A 17123-nucleotide genomic window follows, 5' to 3' on the forward strand; every position below is an offset into this window, starting at 1 on the left:
GCCTCCGGCTGTAGCGGCAGCGCAGGCCGGTCGCGGATAGCGGACGGTGAACCGCCGCCGGCGACAGCGCCGGCATGCAGCGATACAACAGTCGCGCCCCGCGTTCCGGCGTGGGTTGGCGCAACGCCGCGCCGCGGCTAGCGTGCCCGCAGCCGGCTTGCCGTGCCGCCGATCGAATGCGTCGAGACCGCTTATCCCGGACATGCAACGCCCCCTCGCCGACCCCAGCGCGCCCGGCCGCGCCGCAGCCGCGGCATCGCCGAGGCGCGCCGGTCTCCGCGACATCTCTCCGGCGATCTGGATCGCGGGCGCGACCTGGCTGGCCCTCGTCGCCTGGGGCTTCGCCCTCCGCATGCCGACGCCGTTTCATGGCTACGAGATCTACGACTTCTACTACGCCGCGATCCTCGACGGCCGGCTCGACCTGCCGCCGCGGACATTGCGCTTCGAGGGGCATTACGCGGCCGACGGCACCGGCTATCTCTACCACGGCGCGGTGCCCTTGCTGACGCGCTTCGCCTTCGGTTGGGCCTGGCCGTTCGAGCGCCTCTCGATGTCGGGCCCGTCGATATGGCTCTGGGCGGTGGTGGGCACGGCGGGCTACCAGGGCGCGCTTGTCGGCCTCGCCCGCCGCGCAGGGGTCTGGGCGACGCGGAGGAGGGCGGTCCTGGCGGTCTGCGCCGGGCTCTGGCTGGCCGGGCCCGGCGTGATCCTGGTCGCGAACCAGTCCTTCTATCACGAGCCGATCGCCTTCGCCTTCGCGGCGACCGGCCTCTTCGTCGCGGCATGGGTCGGGGTGGCGCAGGGGCGGCTGGCCCCGGGGGTCGGCGTGGCGATCCTGGCCGGCCTGGCGGCGACGGTGGTCCATGCCCGCCCGAACCTCGCCATCGGTCTCTATGCGGCGGTCGGGCTGGCCGTACTCTGGGGTGTCTGGCGGCACCGCGCCGGCTTCCTGGCCCCGGCGGCGCTGGCGGGCCTGCTGCTCGGGGCCGGGGGGCTGGGGTTCCTTGCGCTGAACGAGGCGCGGTTCGGCTCGGCCACGCAGTTCGACGGCAGCTTCACGGAATCCGGCCGGATCTACGGCGCCGTGTTCTGGGGACACGAGCAGGCCGACTCGGAGCGCGCTCGCGCCGCCGAGGAGCACGGCCGCTTCAACCTGCGGCGGGTGCTGCCCAACCTGATGCTCTACGCCGTCGACCTGCCACCCCAGGCCGGGGCGGCGTCGGAGGCGCTGCGCGAGACCCATCGCGGCCTCACCGAGCCGGTGGTGGGACAGGTCCGGATCGAACGGCCGCGGGTCGGCATGGTCTTCCTCTGGCCGCTCTGGATCCTGCTGGCCGGGGCCGGGCTGATGGCGCTGCGCCGCGATCCGGCAATGGCGGCCCTGGTCGTCGGCCTCGCCCTCTCGGCCGGCCTGATGCTGTCCTACATGACGGTGACGATGCGCTACCGCGTCGACCTCTGGCCGCTGATCGGCGTGCTGGCGATCCTCGGGACCGTCCGGCTGCTGCGCGATCCGCCCGGCCTCGGGACGCGCTGGGCGGTGCCGGTGCTTCTGGCCGCGGGGCTGCTGGGAAGCCTCGGGGCGGGCTGGCGCTATTCGTGGCAGTTCCAGGATTCCGCCGACAGCGCGTTCTTCGCACCCTGGTCCTACGAGACCTGCGCGGAGATCGTCCGGACGGCGGGCTTCCCCGAGGCGGAGCTTCCGCGCCTCTGCCGTGAGCCGTCGATGGGCGGGGCATGACCGGGGCGGAGCCCCGGCTCCGGATCGTCCTGTGGGGCACCTACGACCTCGACAAGCCGCGGACGCGGATCCTGCGTGACGGGCTGCGGGCGAACGGCGCCGAGCTCACCGAGATCCATGGCGACGTCTGGGCCGGCCATGCCGACAAGAGCCAGGCCGGCCGCGCCGCGCTGCTGGCGGTGGGGCTGCGGACGCTGCTGCTCTATCCGGTGCTGATCGCCCGCTATCTCGCCGCGCCGCGTCACGACGTCGTGCTGGTGCCCTATCCGGGCCAGGTCGACGTGCTGGTGCTCTGGCCCTTCGTGCGGCTGCGGCGGCGGCGCGTCGCGCTCGACATGTTCCTGTCGCTGACCGATACGGTGGTCCACGACCGCCGTCTGGCGCGGCCCGGGTCGATGGTGGCGCGGGCGCTGCAGGCGCTGGAATGGCTGGCCTGCCGGGCCGCGGACCGGGTGGTGATGGACACGCGCGCCCATGCCGCCTACGTGGCCGAGCTGTTCCGCCTGCCGCCCGGGCGGGTCGCTGCGGTGCCGGTCGGCGCCGAGACCGACGCCTTCCCGCGCCTGCCCCCGCCCCTGCCCCATGACGGCCCGGTCCGCATCCTGTTCTACGGCCAGCTGATCCCGCTGCACGGGGTCGGCACGATACTCGAAGCCGCGCTGTCGCCGCGCGGCCGGACCCATCGCTGGCACCTCGTCGGCACCGGCCAGATGCGCGGCGCGCTGGAGGCGGCGCTGGCGGGCGGCGGCGCCCCGCATGTCGTCTGGGACGAGTGGGTCCCCTACGCCGAGCTGGTCCGCGCGATCGAGGCCGCGGATCTCTGCCTCGGCATCTTCGGCAGCTCGCGCAAGGCGGCCTCGGTCGTGCCGAACAAGGTCTACCAGGCGCTCAACGCCGGGCGGTCCGTGATCACCCGCGCCTCGCCCGCCATCGCCGAGACCTTCGCCCCGTCGCCGGCCCTGGCGCTGGTCCCGCCCGAGGATGCCGAGGCGCTGCTCGACGCCATTGAGGCGCTGGCCGATGCGGGATTCCCGCAGATGCCGGACGCCGCGCTGGCGATCGCCCGGCCCGAGCAGATAGGCGACAGGCTGCTGCGAGAGGTGCTGCGCCCGCTCGCGACCGGACAGGAGGCCGCATGACGGACGCCGCCCCGACGCCTATTCCCCGCGTGGTCCTCCATCCCGACTACGGCCCGGCCTGCCCCGAGGCCCGCTGGGTGCCCGCGCCGCGCTACCTGCTCCGGCGGAGCGTGATCCTCGACGTGCTGGGCGACCTGCCGCCGGGACGCTACCTGGAGATGGGCTGCGGCCCCGGAGGGCTCCTGCACGACCTGACCCGGATGGGGTTCGAGACGGTGGGGGTCGACCGCTCGGCCTCGGCGCGCCGCATCGGCGGCCATTTGCTGGCGGACATCCCCGGCCTGCACGTCCTGGAGAGCGCGGAAGACCTCCCGGAAGCGTCCTTCGACTATCTCGCCGCCTTCGAGGTTCTCGAGCATATCGAGGACGACGCCGCCGCGCTGGCCGACTGGACCCGCTACCTCCGGCCCGGAGGCCATGTCCTGATCTCGGTCCCCGCGCATCCGGAACGCTGGAACCCGGCCGATGTCTGGGCCGGACACTGCCGCCGCTACCGGCGCGGGGACCTGGCCGCGCTGATCGCGGGCGCGGGCATCAAGCTCGACCGCATCCTGTGCTACGGCTTTCCGCTTGCCAACGTCATGGAACTGCTGAGCGCCCCGATCTACGCCGTCCAGACCCGCCGGCGCGGCGGCGCGCGGATGCAGCAGGAGGCCCGCACCGACGAGAGCGGGTCCGACCGGTCGCTGCTCACCCGGCTCTGGCCGATCTACAGCTCGGCGCCCGCGCGCCGCGTCATGCGCGGCCTCTGGCGGATCCAGCGCCGCCATCTGACGACCGAGCGGGGCGTGGGCTTCCTCGCGATCGGCCGGAAGCCATGATCCGGATGCTGCGCTACCTGGGCGCGGCCGCGGCGCTCGGGCTCGTCGCCTTTGTGGTCTGGCGCGGCGCGCCCGAGCTTCCGCCTGTCGACCTGCGCGCCCCGGCGACCTGGGGCTGGCTGGGCACGGCGCTCGGGCTCTATGCCGCGTCGCAGGCCCTGGGCGCCATCGCCTGGCGCGCGGTGCTGTCGGCGCATGGCAGCACGCTGCCTGCGGGCCGCGCCGAGAGCCAGTTCCTGCTGTCGCAGATCGGCAAGTACGTCCCCGGCAATGTCGGCCATCTCGTCGGACGCTACGCCCTGTGCCGCCAGGACGGCGTCCCGGGCGCCCGCATCGGATCGGCCCTGACGATGGAGATCGGCGTGCTGCTGGCGACCGCGGCGCTGGTCTCGGCCGAGCTCCTCCTCGCGCTGCCGGCCTTCAGGGGCGCCCTTGCGACGGGGCTCGGAGAGGCCGTCGCCGGTCCGGTGACGGGGCTGATGCCGGTGCTGCTGATCGCGGCGCTGGCCGCGCTGCAGGTCGTCCTCTGGCGGCGCGCGGGACGGCCCAGGATCGCGCCGGGAAAGCTTGTCGCGGCGGGCGCGCTCTACGCGATCACCCTCGTCCTGATGGGGCTGTCGGTCTGGTGCCTGGCCCGGCTTTTTCCGGCTGCGGCGGGGGTCGATCTGCTGACGGCGACGGCGGTCTTCTCGGTGGCCTGGACGGCCGGCTTCGTGATGCCGGGCGCTCCGGGCGGGATCGGCATCCGCGACGGGATCGTGGCCCTGGGGCTGGGGCTCTTCATGGGCGAGGGGGCGGCGCTGGCCGTGGCGGTGGCCCACCGGCTGGTGTCCGGAATCGGCGACGGCGTCACCTTCGCCGCGGGCCTGGGCCTTCGCGCGGTCACGCGCGCGCCGGAGGGGGGCGCCGGGGCCCGCGTCGAAGGAACCCCGCCGCAGCCCCCCGCGTTTCGGGACTAACCGAATGCAACGTGGAGAATGATGCCATGGCAAGCGAAGTGAAAGCCCTCGAAACCCTGACCGATACCGCCATCGACAGCGCCAAGGGATACGAAACCGCGGCCGAGACGGCCAAGTCCACCCACCTCAAGACCGTTCTCAAGGAGCAGGCGGCCAAGCGCCGGCAGCTCGTCGCCGATCTCAACGCCGAGATCCAGCGGCTCGGGGGATCGCCCCGGACCAGCGGCAGCACCGCCGGCGCTGCCCACCGCGTCTGGACGGCGATCACCGACGCCTTCTCGAGCGGGGACGAGGAAGCCGCCGAGCGCGTCGAGGAAGGCGAGGACTACATCGAGAAGAAGTTCCGCAAGGCGCTGGACGAGATGACCTTCGACCCCCGCACCCGCGAGGTGCTGGTGCGCGCCCATGCGCAGATTGCGGAAGGCGAGCGACTGACGGACCGGCTCGAAGACCAGTACGACTGACCCGGAGAGCCGGGCGCGCCCGGCCTTTCCACCACAGGACGCCGCCGGGCGCTGTCCGGCGGCGTTCGCGTGCGCCGGGCCTGGTCGCGGCGCCCCAGGACGTCCGCCCGGTCGGTCGGAGGGGTTAATCGAGCGTCTTCCAAGACTGACTTTCGCGCCTGAACCGACGGCCTCCCGGATGCAAGGATGCCCGGCACAAGGCCGGGAACCGGAAGAAACATCCGTTCGGGGGATCGTCAGCCCGTGAACTCGATCGTCTTGCTCGTGCTGCTGTAGCCGGTCCCGCTGGTCCTGTTGATCGCCTCGTCGGGATTGCCCCGCCGGGTCTCGCGCGAACCGCCGGGACCTTCGGAAAGTCCGAACGGCTCGTTCGCCTTCACCTGGCCATGCAGGACGGCGGTTCCGGCGTTCATCATCCCGGCGAAAGCCCGGCGGCTCGCCGGGACTGCGCCGTGGACGTGTCCCCGCTCTGGGGCCGTATTCCTTGACTGCTGCCAAGTCGGGCCGTCCCGGGCGAAGACGCGGAGACATGCCGCGTTGCACCAAACGAGGGCAATCCCGCTTGATGAGTGCTGCCCTGCCGGCGAGACAAGGGAGGGCTGGCCCCGACCCCGACCCGGGATCTCCTTGAACCTCCTCCGGAAGATCGGCGAGACCCATGGCACGCGGCCTTTCGGAACGGACATCCCGATCCTGCCCGTGCTACCGGTCGGCGACACGCCGGCCGACAGGGAAGGGGCCCCATGGACTTCACGACCAGACCCGAGATCCGCGGCACCTTCGGGGTGGTCGCCTCGACCCACTGGATCGCTTCGGCCGCCGGCATGGGCATGCTGGAACGCGGCGGCAACGCCTTCGACGCCGCCGTCGCAAGCGCGCTCGTCCTGCAGGTGGTCGAGCCCCATCTCAACGGGCCTGCGGGCGACGTGCCCGTCCTCTTCCAGAAACCGGGCGAGGCGCCGGTCGTGCTCTGCGGACAGGGACCGGCCCCCTCGGGTGCCACAATCGACCATTACCGCGCGCAGGGCCTGACGCTGATCCCCGGCTCGGGCCTTCTGGCGACCGTGATCCCGGGCGCCTTCGACGGCTGGATGACGCTGCTGCGCGACCACGGCACCGTCTCCCTGCGCGAGGCGCTGGCGCCGGCCCTGGGCTATGCGCGCGACGGCCATCCGGTGCTGCCGCGGGTGGCCGACACCATCGCCGGGCTGGCCGGCTACTTCGCCGAGGAATGGCCGAGTTCCGCCGCGGTCTGGACGCCCGGCGGAGCCGCGCCGAAACCGCATGCCCTGTTCCGCAACCCCGACCTCGCCCGAACCTGGGACCGCCTGATCGAAGCCGGGGAGGCGGCAAGGGCGGACCGGGTAGCCCAGATCGACGCCGCCCGCGCTGCGTGGCGCGAGGGCTTCGTGGCCGAGACCATCGGCGCCTGGGTCGACGAGGCGGAGGTCCACGACGTCTCCGGGTCGAAGCACCGCGCGGTCCTGACCCGCGCCGACCTCGCCGGCTGGCAGGCCAGCTACGAGGCGCCGCTGTCCTACGACTACCACGGCTGGACGGTCCACAAGACGCAGGCCTGGGGCCAGGGTCCGGTCCTGCTGCAGGCGCTGGCGATCCTGAAGCATCACGAGCTCGGGGGGATGGATCCGCGGGGCGCGGAGTTCGTCCACACGGTGATCGAGGCCATGAAACTCGCCTATGCCGACCGCGAGGCCTATTACGGCGACCCCGACCATTCCGAGGTGCCGATGGAGCACCTCCTGTCGGACGCCTACAACGCGGAGCGCGCCGCGCTGATCGGGCCCGAGGCCAGCCATGACCAGCGTCCGGGCCGCGTGCCGGGCTTCGAGGCGCAGGCCGAAGCCTATGTCGCCCGCGCCGCTCGCAATTTCGGCGTCGCTCCCGCCGCCCCGCAGGAGCCGACGATGGCCCACCTGAGCGAGAAGCGCGGCGACACCGTGCATCTCGACGTGATCGACCGCTGGGGCAACATGGTCACCGCGACGCCATCGGGCGGCTGGCTGCAATCCTCCCCGGTGGTCCCGGGGCTGGGCTTTCCGCTCAACACGCGGGCGCAGATGTTCTGGCTGGAGGAGGGGCTGCCGACCTCAGTCGCCCCGGGCCGCCGTCCGCGCACGACACTGACGCCCTCCCTGGCGGAACACACGGACGGCCGCCGCCTCGTCTTCGGCACGCCGGGCGGCGACCAGCAGGACCAGTGGCAGCTGATCTGGTTCCTGCGGCTGGTCCATCACGGGCTGGACCTGCAGCAGGGGATGGACCAGCCGCTGTTCCATTCGATGCATTTCCAGGGCTCGTTCTATCCGCGCGAGGCGCGGCCGGGCGAGATGATGCTGGAACCGGCCTTCGGCATGGACGTGATCGATGCGCTGCGCGCCCGCGGCCACATCGTCCACGTGGCGGAACCGTGGTCCGTCGGGCGCCTGACGTCGGCGATGCGCGACCCGGACGGCACCCTGCGAGCCGCCGCTACGCCGCGTCTGATGCAGGCCTATGCGGTGGGCCGTTAGCCCGGCGGCGCGACGCGGGCCGGCGATCGGGTTCAGGGGAGGCGGCGCCGGGCCGCCGCAAGGCTTTCTCAGAAGACTGGACGGTATGGTCGCGGGGATGGCCGGGGCCCATGTGGGTCAGGCCAGGGCCGGTTGGGCCGCAGACTCTCTGCTGATCGAGGTGATCCGCCTCCGGGACGCCTGGACGGGCCTGGCCGCCGTCGCGCGGATCGGCCCGGCATGGATGGCCTATCCGGACGCCGTGGACCTGACCGTCCGGCTCGTGGACGAAGACGGCCGCGGCCCGGTCCGGCTCCGCCAGCCGGATCCTGCCCGACCGGTCCCGGGGGCTTGCCGATTGAGGCTTCCGCGTCGTCGGATCCCGTTCCTCTGCCCAAGAGGTGTCGAAAGGGGGCCGCCGCGCGGGGCCCCGCGGGCCAACGACCGCCCGGTCCGACCGTCGCGCGCCGACCTCGTGGCGCATCACTCCTCCGGGCGGTCACGTGTGCGGGAGGCCAGTTCCAGTTCGCGGACGCGGGTCAGGACGCGCTCGATCAGGCGGCGGTTCGTGGCGATCGTGTCGCTGAGGAAGGCGATCACGACGGTCAGGTAGCCGGCCAGCAGGAACACGCCCCCCAGCACCAGCGACTGCACCCGTCCCGTCCCGTCGCCCATCGCGAAGTAGACGAGGAACCGCAGGATCGGGATCGCACCGATCACCATCATCACCAGCCCCACCGCCAGGAACGCGTTGAGCGGGCGATACATCATGTAGCTGCGCAGGATCGTCACGATCTGCTTTCGCAGGAACGCCCCCATCGATCTGAAGAGCCGCGAGGGCCGCGCCACCGGATTGACCTCGACCGGGACCGAGACGACCTTCAGCCCGTGCTGGCCGGCATGGATCAGCGTCTCGGTCGTGTAGCTGAAGGTGGTCATGACGTTGATGGTCAGCGCCGCCTCGCGCGAATAGGCGCGGAAGCCCGAGACCGCATCCGCCACCTCGACCCCCGACAGGCGCCGCACGACCGAGCTTCCGAAGCGCTGCAGGAAGCGCTTGAGCGGCGAGAACTCGCGGTTCAGGCCGGGCTTCCGGTCGCCGACGACGATATCGGCCTCGCCGCGCAGAATGGGCGCGACCAGATCGGGGATCGAGGCGCCGCAATACTGATTGTCGCCGTCGGTGTTGACGACGATGTCGGCACCGTTGCGCAGCGCGTTGTCGATCCCGGCCTGGAAGCTGCGCGCCAGCCCCTTGTTGCCGGAGTTGACGACGACATGGGCGACGCCATGGGCCCGGGCGACATCGGCGGTCCCGTCGGAGGAGCCGTCGTCGATGACCTGGATGTCCAGTTGCCCGATCCCGGGGATCGACCGGGGGATCCCGGCCAGGACCTGAGGCAGGGTCTCGGCCTCGTTGTAGCAGGGGATCTGGACGATCAGCTTGAGCCCGCCGCGCGCGACCGCGACGATCTCTTCCGCGCTGCTGTCAGGCATTTCGCTCCCTTCGCGTCCGGCGGCCGTTCGGATGACGCGACGGAACGCTAGCACCGGCCGTGACGCCTTCCAACCCGCAACCCCCGCCCCGGAACCGCCGCTGCGGCCCCTGCGAACTGGGGTGCCATGTGGTGAAAGGTCTCTCGCCCGGCAACCGCTCGGTCAGGCGGTGGCGGGCCTGAACGACGGGCGCGGGCCGGCCCGACCATGCGGAGGCGGAGCCCAGACAAGGCTTGACGCGCTCGGCTCGCCGGCCGCTTCGACAGCGCAGTGGCTCGGTCGCCGATGCTTCTCGGGGCGGCCGATCAGGCGGCCCGCGTCACCCGCACCGGAGCGGCTCCGCCGGGCGGCCAGAGCGCCGGGCCGTTCCCCTCGAAGGGCGCCCCGGTCAGCGAGACCTCGAGCACGACGCTGCCGCGCCGCGCCGCCAGCCGCCCTTCGGGCGCGTCCTGCGGCGCCCAGGCCGGGGTCGGCTCCGGCTCCTCGCGGCGCAGGCGCAGGAGCGTCCGGGTCAGGTCGAACTTGAGCCGGTCGAACGGCGTCAGCAGGGACTCGCCGGCGGCGAGCCGCGCCAGCGCCTCCCAGTCGGGGGGGACGCGGTTGTCGGGGTCGGTCAGGCGATGGCTGCCGATCTCGGTGCCCTGGTAGATGTCGGGGATGCCGGGGGCCATCAAGTGCAGCGCGCATTGCGCCAGCGCCAGCCCTGCCGCGCGCGCGGCCAGCGTCGCGAGCGCGGGATCCTCGGACGCCTGCTCGAAGCGCGCGGCGGTGCGGACGGCCTCCTCGCGGACCGGACGCTCGACGGAATCGTCCGGGTCGGTCCAGAACGTGTCGGTCTTGGCCTCGCGCATGGCCTTTTCCAGATGGTCGGGCAGGCGCTGCGCCAGATCGCCGTCGGGCGCGGCGGCCCAGGCGCTCTGGGCGAGATACCAGCGCCAGGGATCAGGGATCGGACGCACGCGGGACAGGAGCGTCTCCCGCGCCGCGGGCTGGTGGCTGATCGCCGCGATCCGCATCCGCGCGTCGCCGGACCGCTTGGTGTCGTGGCTCGACGTCAGGGTCAGGCCGCGCGGCTGTTCCTGCTGGCGGCGGATCATTGCGGCGTGGAAGCCCGCCGCGTCCAGCGCGGGCTCGTCCGGCTCGGCGCCGACCTCGTTGGCCGACAGCAGCGGTGTCCAGCGGTAGAAGGCCGTATCCTCCTGCGCCTTGGCGATGGCCGCGCCGGTGAGCTGCTGCAGCCGGGTGCGCAACTCGAAATTCGCGGGGTCGAGCAGCAGGCCGGCCAGGTCGCCGACCGCCGGGGCCGTGGGATGCGCCGCCGCCTCGGCAGTCGCGCGGATCAGCGCGGCATCGGCCTCGGGCGTGGTCTCGCGGGTGAGATAGGTGCGATAGCGCGGGAAGGCGCGGACATAGGCGAGCAGCGCCGCGCGCCAGGCGGCGCGGCCCCATTCGCTTCCGGGGGCGGCGGCGTCGGCGAGGTCGGTCAGACGCTCCAGCTCGGCGGGAAGCTCGGTCTCGACGACCTGCGTCTTGGCGTCGTCGCGCAGGGCGTGGAAGTCGGGCCAGCCCTCGGCCAGCGCGGCGGCGCCGCCCGCATCGGTCAGCACCCGGGCGATCGCGCGGCCTGCCTCGTAGCCGGTGGTGCCCTCGACGGGCCAGCCGGGCAGGGCCTCGTCCCCGGTCAGGATCTTCTCGACCCAGATCGGCGTCTCGGGCAGGCGGTCGCGCAGCCGGTCGAGGTAGCGCGCAGGATCGGCCAACCCGTCGACATGGTCGACGCGCAGGCCCTGCACCGTGCCGCTGTCGATCAGGTCGAAGGTCAGGCGGTGCACGTCCTCGAAGACCTTCCGGTCCTCGACCCGCAGCCCGATCAGCCCGGTCACGGTGAAGAACCGGCGGTGGGCGATGGCCGCCGCCTCGGTGCGCCAGTGGCGCAGGCGCCAGGGCTGCGCCTCGTGGGTCTCGGTCACGTCGCCCGTCGCGGGCACGGCCAGCGGGACGCGCAGCTCGCCCGCCACCATCTCATCGCCCTCGACCCGGATCTCGCCGGCCTCTGCCAGTTCGGCGAAGGGGGCGGGCAGCCACGGCAGGGGCAGCGGGCCCTGCGCCCAGTCGATGTCGAAATGGCGCGCGAAGCGGCTGTCCGCTCCTTGGCGCAGCACGTCCGCAAGCCAGACATTGTGCACCGTGAAGGCCATGTGGTTGGGTACGATGTCGAGGATCAGCCCCATCCCCCGCGCCTTCAGCGCGTCCGACAGCGCCTCCAGCCCCGCGCGGCCGCCGAGCGCGGGCTCGATCTCGTCCACGTCGGCCACGTCGTAGCCATGGGTCGAGCCGGGCGCGGCGGTGAAGACCGGCGACAGATACAGGTGCGAGACGCCGAGCGCGTCGAGATACGGGACGAGATCGGCGGCGCGGGCGAAGTCCATCCCCTCGCGCAGCTGCAGGCGGTAGGTGGCGGACGGAAGGTTCATGGCCGGGGCCGCGCCTTTCGCATCAGGCCCGTCACGCGGGCGAAGGTGGGGTGGTTGGCGATGGCCTCGACCGGGGTCGGGCCGCGCGGCCGCCAGTTGGGATAGCTCTCGACCGTGCCGGGCAGGTTCGTCGGGCGCTCCGGCCCGACGAGATCGGCAAGCCGCACGCCCGCCAGCAGGCAGGGCGTCGCGGCCATGAAGCGGTGCGCGGCATCGAGCAGGGTATCGGCATCCGCGTCCTCGGGCGCGCCGATGGCGCGGGCGAGGTGCCGCCGCTCCCATTCGCGGTGGGCGCGGTGCTGGCCGCTCGCCTCGGAGGAGACGAGCCCGTGTTCCTCGCGCAGGTCGATATCCTCGCCCCTCTGCCACGCGGCCAGCGTCGGCAGGTCGTGGGTCGACAGGCACGCCATCGCGACCTGCGGGTAGTCGCGCGCGGCGGTGAAGCCCTGCTCCGACTGTTCGAAATAGACGATCCGGTAGGACAGGACATTGGCCTCGCCCATGGTCTGGCGGAAGCCCTCGGGCACCCAGCCCAGATCCTCTCCGATGACGACGGCCTCGTTGCGGTTCGATTCCTCGGCCAGCACGCGCAGCATCTCCGCGAAGGGATAGCGCAGATGGGTGCCCTCGGAGGGGTGCCCGCCCTCGGGGATGAGGAACAGCTGCCAGAGCGCCATCGCGTGGTCGATCCGCAGCGCGCCGGCATGGGCCAGCTGCGCCCGGATCATCCGGCGGAAGGGCGCGAGCTCCGCCTCGCGCAGGGCCACCGGGGACGGGGCGGCGAGGTGCCAGTTCTGCCCGTCCTGCGAGAAGACGTCGGGCGGCGCGCCGACGGTCACGCCGGGCAGCGCGCCGTCCTCGCCGGTCCAGGTGGCCGAGCCGTCGAGGGCGGTGCCGACGGCGAGGTCGAGATAGAGGCCGAGGCGCATCCCCGCCTCCTTCGCGGCCGCCTGCGCGGCGTCGAGCTGCGTAGCCGCGACCCATTGCAGCCAGAGATGGAAGCGGACGTCGTCGGCGAACTGCCCTGCGAACTCGGCGACATGAGGCGAGGCCGGGTCGCGCAGCGCCTCGGGCCAGCCGTGCCAGCCGCCGGGATGGCGGGCCGAGATCGCCTCGAACAGGGCATGACCGCGCAGCGCCGCCCCGCCGCGGGCGACATAGGCGTCGAGATCCGGGTCCGGCCCGGCGGCGTCGAAGACGGACCGCAGGGCGCGTGTCTTGGCCTGCGTGACGGCGGCGTAATCGACCAGCTCTCCGTCCGGCAGATCGTCGGGACGGGGGCAGCCCAGCAGGTCCGGCGCGATGTAGATCGGGTTCAGGAACCGGCGGGACGAGGGCGAGAAGGGCGAGGTCCGGTCCGGGTCCGAAGCGAACAGCGCGTGGACCGGGTTGATCCCGAGAAAATCCGCCCCCGCCGCCCCGCAGATGCGGGCCAGTGCGGCAAGATCGGCGAAATCGCCGATGCCCCAGTTCCTGTCGGACCTAAGCTCGTAGAGCTGGCAGAAGATACCCCAGCCGGGCGCGTCGCGCAGGCTGTCGGGCAGGTAGCAGGCCACGCCCTCGGGCACGGCCATCTCGTTCGGGGCCGGGGGCGCGGAGGGCGGACCGTCCGGATCCTGCCCCAGCCCTTTCAGCAGCAGGCGCAGCGTCGCATCGGGGACGGGCCGGTCGCCGTAGCGCAGGGTCAGGCCGTGATGGCGGGCGAGGTCGTGCAGGGTCATGCGCCCCCCTCTGCCAGCGCGAAGAGCACGGAGTTCGGCGCGCCCGGCGCCGGGCCGGTCAGATGCAGCGTCTCGCCCAGAACCGGGGCCAGCTTCTCAGGGTGGTGGGCGAAGTTGGCGCGCATCTGCAGAAGGCCGCCATTCAGGTGCCAGTCCGTCGCGATGCAGTGCTTCGGCGCATGCAGGTGGCGCCCGGCATGGCCGCCGACCCCGTCCAGAAGCGGCACGATCCGGTCGCGGCGCAGCGCGATCAGCTCGCGCGTGCGGGCCAGCGCCTCCTGGTGGTCGCCCTGCGCGAGCCTGTCCCAGACGAGGCGGGAGCGGGCGAAGGTCTGTGGGTCGATCGGGTCGGGCACCGCGTCCGTGAAGCCGACGAAGGCCGAGAACTCGCGGCGGCGGCCCTCGGTGACAGCGGTCGCAAGCTCGCCCTCGAAATCGGCGAAGAACAGGAAGGGCTCGGTCGCGTTCCATTCCTCGCCCATGAAGAGAAGCGGGATCTGCGGGGAAAGCAGCAGCATCGCCTGCAGCGCCTCGAGCCGCGCCATCGGCGTCAGCTTCGTCAGCCGCTCGCCCACGGCACGGTTGCCGATCTGGTCGTGGTTCTGGAGGAAGTTCACCATTGCAACGGGCGGCAGGTGGCCCGAGGACACCCCGCGCCCGCCCTCGCCCTGATACGCGAAGCCGGTGGCGCAGGCGCGGGCCAGCCAGCCGGTCGGGTCGTCGGCGAATTCGGCGTAGTAACCTTCGGTCTCGTCCGTGGCGACGACATGGGCGGCGTTGTGCCAGTCGTCGTTCCACTCGCCGTCCATCAGGGGCGTCGTGCCGTCCTCGCCCCGCTCGTGCAGGTAGGTGACGTTGCGGTTGTCCTCGGTCATCAGCCAGGCGCCGGGCAGGACGCGGCGGATCTCGCGTGCCATTTCGGTCAGCAGATCCGGGTCGCTGTCGTCGGCGATGTGGTCGATGGCGTCGAAGCGCAGCCCGTCGATCCGGAAATTCTCGATCCAGTAGGTCGCGTTCTCGATGGCGAAGCGGCGCACCGGGTCGCGGTCGTAGTCGATGGTCGACCCCCAGGGCGTTTCGGCCTCCTGGTCGAAGAAGGCAGGGGCAAGGGCCGGCAGGTAGTTCCCGTCGGGCCCGAAATGGTTGTAGACCACGTCGAGCATCACCATGATCCCGCGCCCATGCGCCGCGTCGACCAGCGCACGCAGGTCGTCGGGGCTGCCATAGGCATTGTGCGGCGCATAGAGCAGCACGCCGTCATAGCCCCAGCCGCGCCGGCCCGCGAACTGCGCGACGGGCAGGATGTCGATGGCGGTCACGCCCAAGTCGCGCAGATGGTCGAGTTTGTCGATGGCCGCGCGGTAGGTGCCCTCGGGCGTGAAGGTGCCGAGATGCAGCTCGTAGATCACCGCCTCGTGCCAGGGGCGCTCCGGCCGCTCGTGCTGCCAGTCGTAGGCATCGCGCCCGGTCACGACCGAGCGGCCGTGCACGTCCCCCGCCTGCAGCCGCGAGGCGGGGTCCGGGATCTCCAGGCCGTCGGGCAAGCGGTAGCCGTATTCGGTGCCGGGCGGCGCGTCGGCGGTGAGGCTCCACCACCCGTCGCCTTCGGCCTCCATCGCGCGGGGGCCGTCGGGCAGCAGAAGCTCCAGCTCGTCGTGATCGGGCGCCCAGATGCGGAAGCGGGTGCCGGTGTCGGTCGGGACGGCGCCCCAGGCGGGAAGGGTCATGGCATCTCCTCCAGCAGGACGAGGGCGCGGTCGGGCAGGGTCAGCGTTCCCTCGACGGGCTCGCCCACGCCCTCGGGCGCGACCCGGCCCTCGGCAGTGTCGATGAGGGGCCGCCAGCGTCCCTCGGGCAGGGTGACCTCGCGCGGCTCGGGCCCGGCGTTCATCGCGAGGAACAGCGTCGCGTCCTCGCGCCCGTGGAAGCTGATGGCGACGGCGCGCCGCTCGGGGTCCTGCCACTGCTCCGGCGAGATCGGCCCGCCGGACAGCCGGTGCCAGGTGACGTAGCGGCCCTCGGGGTTGTCGTCGCTGTCGTGCAGGAACCTCTCCGAGGTCAGCACGGGCCGCGACCGGCGCACCTCGATCAGGCCGCGCACGAACTCCTCGAACGGATCCTCGGCATTCCAGTCGAACCAGTTCATCTCGCCGGGCTGGCAGTAGGCGTTGTTGTTGCCGTGCTGCGTGCGCCCGTTCTCGTCGCCCATCAGGACCATGGGCGTGCCCTGGCTCAGCAGCAGGGTCGCCATCAGGTTGCGGCGCTGGCGGTCGCGGAGCGCGAGGATGTCCGGATCCTCGGTCGGGCCTTCCTCGCCGTGGTTCCACGACAGGTTGTGGGAATGGCCGTCGCGGTTGCCCTCGCCATTGGCCTCGTTGTGCTTGTCGTTGTAGCTGACGAGGTCCATCAGCGTGAACCCGTCATGGGCGGTGATGAAGTTGACGGAGGTCCAGGACCGCCGCCCCTCGTGCTCGAAGGTGCCGGCCGAGCCGAGCAGCCGGTCGGCCAGCGCGGGGGCCTGCCCCGGATCGCCCTTCCAGAAGGCGCGGACGGTGTCGCGGTAGGTGTCGTTCCACTCGGCCCAGCCCGGGGGGAAGTTGCCGACCTGATAGCCGCCCGCGCCGGTGTCCCAGGGCTCGGCGATCAGCTTGACGTGCTGCAGCACCGGGTCCTGGTGGACGGCGGTCAGGAAGGGCGCCTGCCGGTCGAAGTAGTCGCGCCGCCGCCCGAGGGTCGAGGCGAGGTCGAAGCGGAACCCGTCGACATGAAGCTCCTCCACCCAGTAGCGGAGCGAGTCCATGACCATCTGCATGACATGGGTATTCTCGAGGTTCAGGGTATTCCCCGTCCCGGTCGTGTCGAAGCAGTAGCGCGGATCGTCGCCCAGAAGGTAGTAGCTGGCGTTGTCGATGCCCCGGAAGGACAGGGTCGGGCCCATCTGGTTGCCCTCGGCGGTGTGGTTGTAGACCACGTCGAGGATCACCTCGATCCCGGCGTCATGCAGGCGCCGGACCATGACCCGCAGCTCCTGCAGGGCGGCGGGCTGCACGAGGTAGCGCGCGGCGGGCGCAAAGAAGCCCAGCGTGTTGTAGCCCCACCAGTTCACCAGCCCCTTTTCCAGGAGGTGCCGGTCGTCGCGGAAGTCATGGATCGGCAGAAGCTCCACCGCGGTCACGCCCAGCCGTTGCAGATGCGCGATGGTCGAGGGATCGGCCAGCCCCTCGAAGGTACCGCGGATCGGCTCTTCCAGGTGTTCGGCCCCGGCGGTCATTCCGCCGACATGCGCCTCGTAGATCACGGTCTTCGACCACGGCACGCGGGGCCGGATGTCGCCGCCCCATGTGGCCGAGCCCGACATGACGGCGCATTTCGGCATCAGCCTCGCGCTGTCGCGGCGGTCGAAGCTCAGATCCTCGCGCCGGTGGCCGACGCGGTAGCCGAACAGCGCGTCATGCCATTTCAGGTCGCCGACATGGGCCCGGGCGTAGGGGTCGAGCAGCAGCTTGTTGGGGTTGAAGCGGTGCCCCGCCTCGGGCGCGTAGGGCCCGTGGACGCGGTAGCCGTAAAGATCGCCGGGCCGCACCTCGGGCAGGTAGCCGTGCCACACCTGATGGGTGTGCTCGGGCAGGGGGATGCGCGCGATCTCGCGGGTGCCGTTGGCGTTGAACAGGCACAACTCGACCTTCTCGGCATGGGCCGAGAACAGCGCGAAGTTCACGCCCTTCCCGTCCCAGGTCGCGCCGAGCGGGGCGGGATCCCCGGCTTCCACCACGTAATTGGATGACATCTGGTCT

12 protein-coding genes are annotated in these 17123 nt (G+C 72.0%); 6 read left to right on the top strand and 6 right to left on the bottom strand.

Annotation, left to right across the window (positions count from 1 at the left end; genetic code table 11):
* Positions 1 to 202: 202 nt before the first annotated feature.
* Genes DR046_RS11645 through DR046_RS11665 form a run of 5 tightly spaced genes read left to right on the top strand, consistent with a single transcriptional unit; the run spans position 203 to position 5127 of the window.
* Positions 203 to 1744 (top strand): hypothetical protein, encoded by a 1542-nt coding sequence (locus DR046_RS11645; RefSeq protein ID WP_115382553.1) that lies wholly within the window; start codon positions 203 to 205, stop codon positions 1742 to 1744.
* Positions 1741 to 2883 carry a glycosyltransferase gene (locus tag DR046_RS11650; protein ID WP_115382554.1) on the top strand — a complete coding sequence of 381 codons (1143 nt, stop codon included), beginning with the start codon at positions 1741 to 1743 and terminating at the stop codon, positions 2881 to 2883. The genes DR046_RS11645 and DR046_RS11650 overlap by 4 nt, the downstream gene beginning before the upstream one ends.
* The gene (locus DR046_RS11655; protein ID WP_115382555.1) at positions 2880 to 3704 is read left to right on the top strand and encodes a class I SAM-dependent methyltransferase; all 825 of its coding nucleotides are present in this window, start codon (positions 2880 to 2882) and stop codon (positions 3702 to 3704) included. The genes DR046_RS11650 and DR046_RS11655 overlap by 4 nt, the downstream gene beginning before the upstream one ends.
* Complete coding sequence (locus DR046_RS11660; protein ID WP_115382556.1) at positions 3701 to 4663, top strand: lysylphosphatidylglycerol synthase domain-containing protein; 963 nt, start codon at positions 3701 to 3703, stop codon at positions 4661 to 4663. The genes DR046_RS11655 and DR046_RS11660 overlap by 4 nt, the downstream gene beginning before the upstream one ends.
* A 26-nt stretch (positions 4664 to 4689) precedes the next feature.
* Positions 4690 to 5127 (top strand): ferritin-like domain-containing protein, encoded by a 438-nt coding sequence (locus DR046_RS11665; protein ID WP_115382557.1) that lies wholly within the window; start codon positions 4690 to 4692, stop codon positions 5125 to 5127.
* 236 nt (positions 5128 to 5363) lie between these two features.
* Here DR046_RS11665 and DR046_RS23635 read toward each other — a convergent pair whose 3' ends face one another.
* Complete coding sequence (locus DR046_RS23635; protein ID WP_167767083.1) at positions 5364 to 5540, bottom strand: hypothetical protein; 177 nt, start codon at positions 5538 to 5540, stop codon at positions 5364 to 5366.
* Between the two features lie 330 nt (positions 5541 to 5870).
* Here DR046_RS23635 and DR046_RS11675 point away from each other — a divergent pair, with 330 nt between their 5' ends.
* Positions 5871 to 7658, top strand: a complete 1788-nt coding sequence (locus DR046_RS11675) for a gamma-glutamyltransferase family protein (RefSeq protein WP_115382559.1) — start codon at positions 5871 to 5873, stop codon at positions 7656 to 7658.
* Positions 7659 to 8120: 462 nt separating this feature from the next.
* Here DR046_RS11675 and DR046_RS11680 read toward each other — a convergent pair whose 3' ends face one another.
* From DR046_RS11680 to glgX, 5 genes are all read right to left on the bottom strand, one after another.
* The gene (locus tag DR046_RS11680) at positions 8121 to 9134 is read right to left on the bottom strand and encodes a glycosyltransferase family 2 protein (RefSeq protein ID WP_115382560.1); all 1014 of its coding nucleotides are present in this window, start codon (positions 9132 to 9134) and stop codon (positions 8121 to 8123) included.
* A gap of 305 nt (positions 9135 to 9439) precedes the next feature.
* Positions 9440 to 11608, bottom strand: a complete 2169-nt coding sequence (gene treY / locus DR046_RS11685; protein WP_115382561.1) for a malto-oligosyltrehalose synthase — start codon at positions 11606 to 11608, stop codon at positions 9440 to 9442.
* Complete coding sequence (malQ, locus tag DR046_RS11690) at positions 11605 to 13329, bottom strand: 4-alpha-glucanotransferase (protein WP_115382562.1); 1725 nt, start codon at positions 13327 to 13329, stop codon at positions 11605 to 11607. The genes treY and malQ overlap by 4 nt, the downstream gene beginning before the upstream one ends.
* Positions 13326 to 15056: a malto-oligosyltrehalose trehalohydrolase gene (treZ, locus tag DR046_RS11695; protein WP_115382563.1), complete on the bottom strand. Its 1731-nt coding sequence runs from the start codon at positions 15054 to 15056 to the stop codon at positions 13326 to 13328. The genes malQ and treZ overlap by 4 nt, the downstream gene beginning before the upstream one ends.
* Positions 15053 to 17116 carry a glycogen debranching protein GlgX gene (gene glgX / locus DR046_RS11700; RefSeq protein WP_115382564.1) on the bottom strand — a complete coding sequence of 688 codons (2064 nt, stop codon included), beginning with the start codon at positions 17114 to 17116 and terminating at the stop codon, positions 15053 to 15055. The genes treZ and glgX overlap by 4 nt, the downstream gene beginning before the upstream one ends.
* Positions 17117 to 17123 lie beyond the last annotated feature (7 nt).

The sequence above is a fragment of the Jannaschia formosa genome, assembly GCF_003340555.1.
Classification (GTDB): domain Bacteria; phylum Pseudomonadota; class Alphaproteobacteria; order Rhodobacterales; family Rhodobacteraceae; genus Jannaschia; species Jannaschia formosa.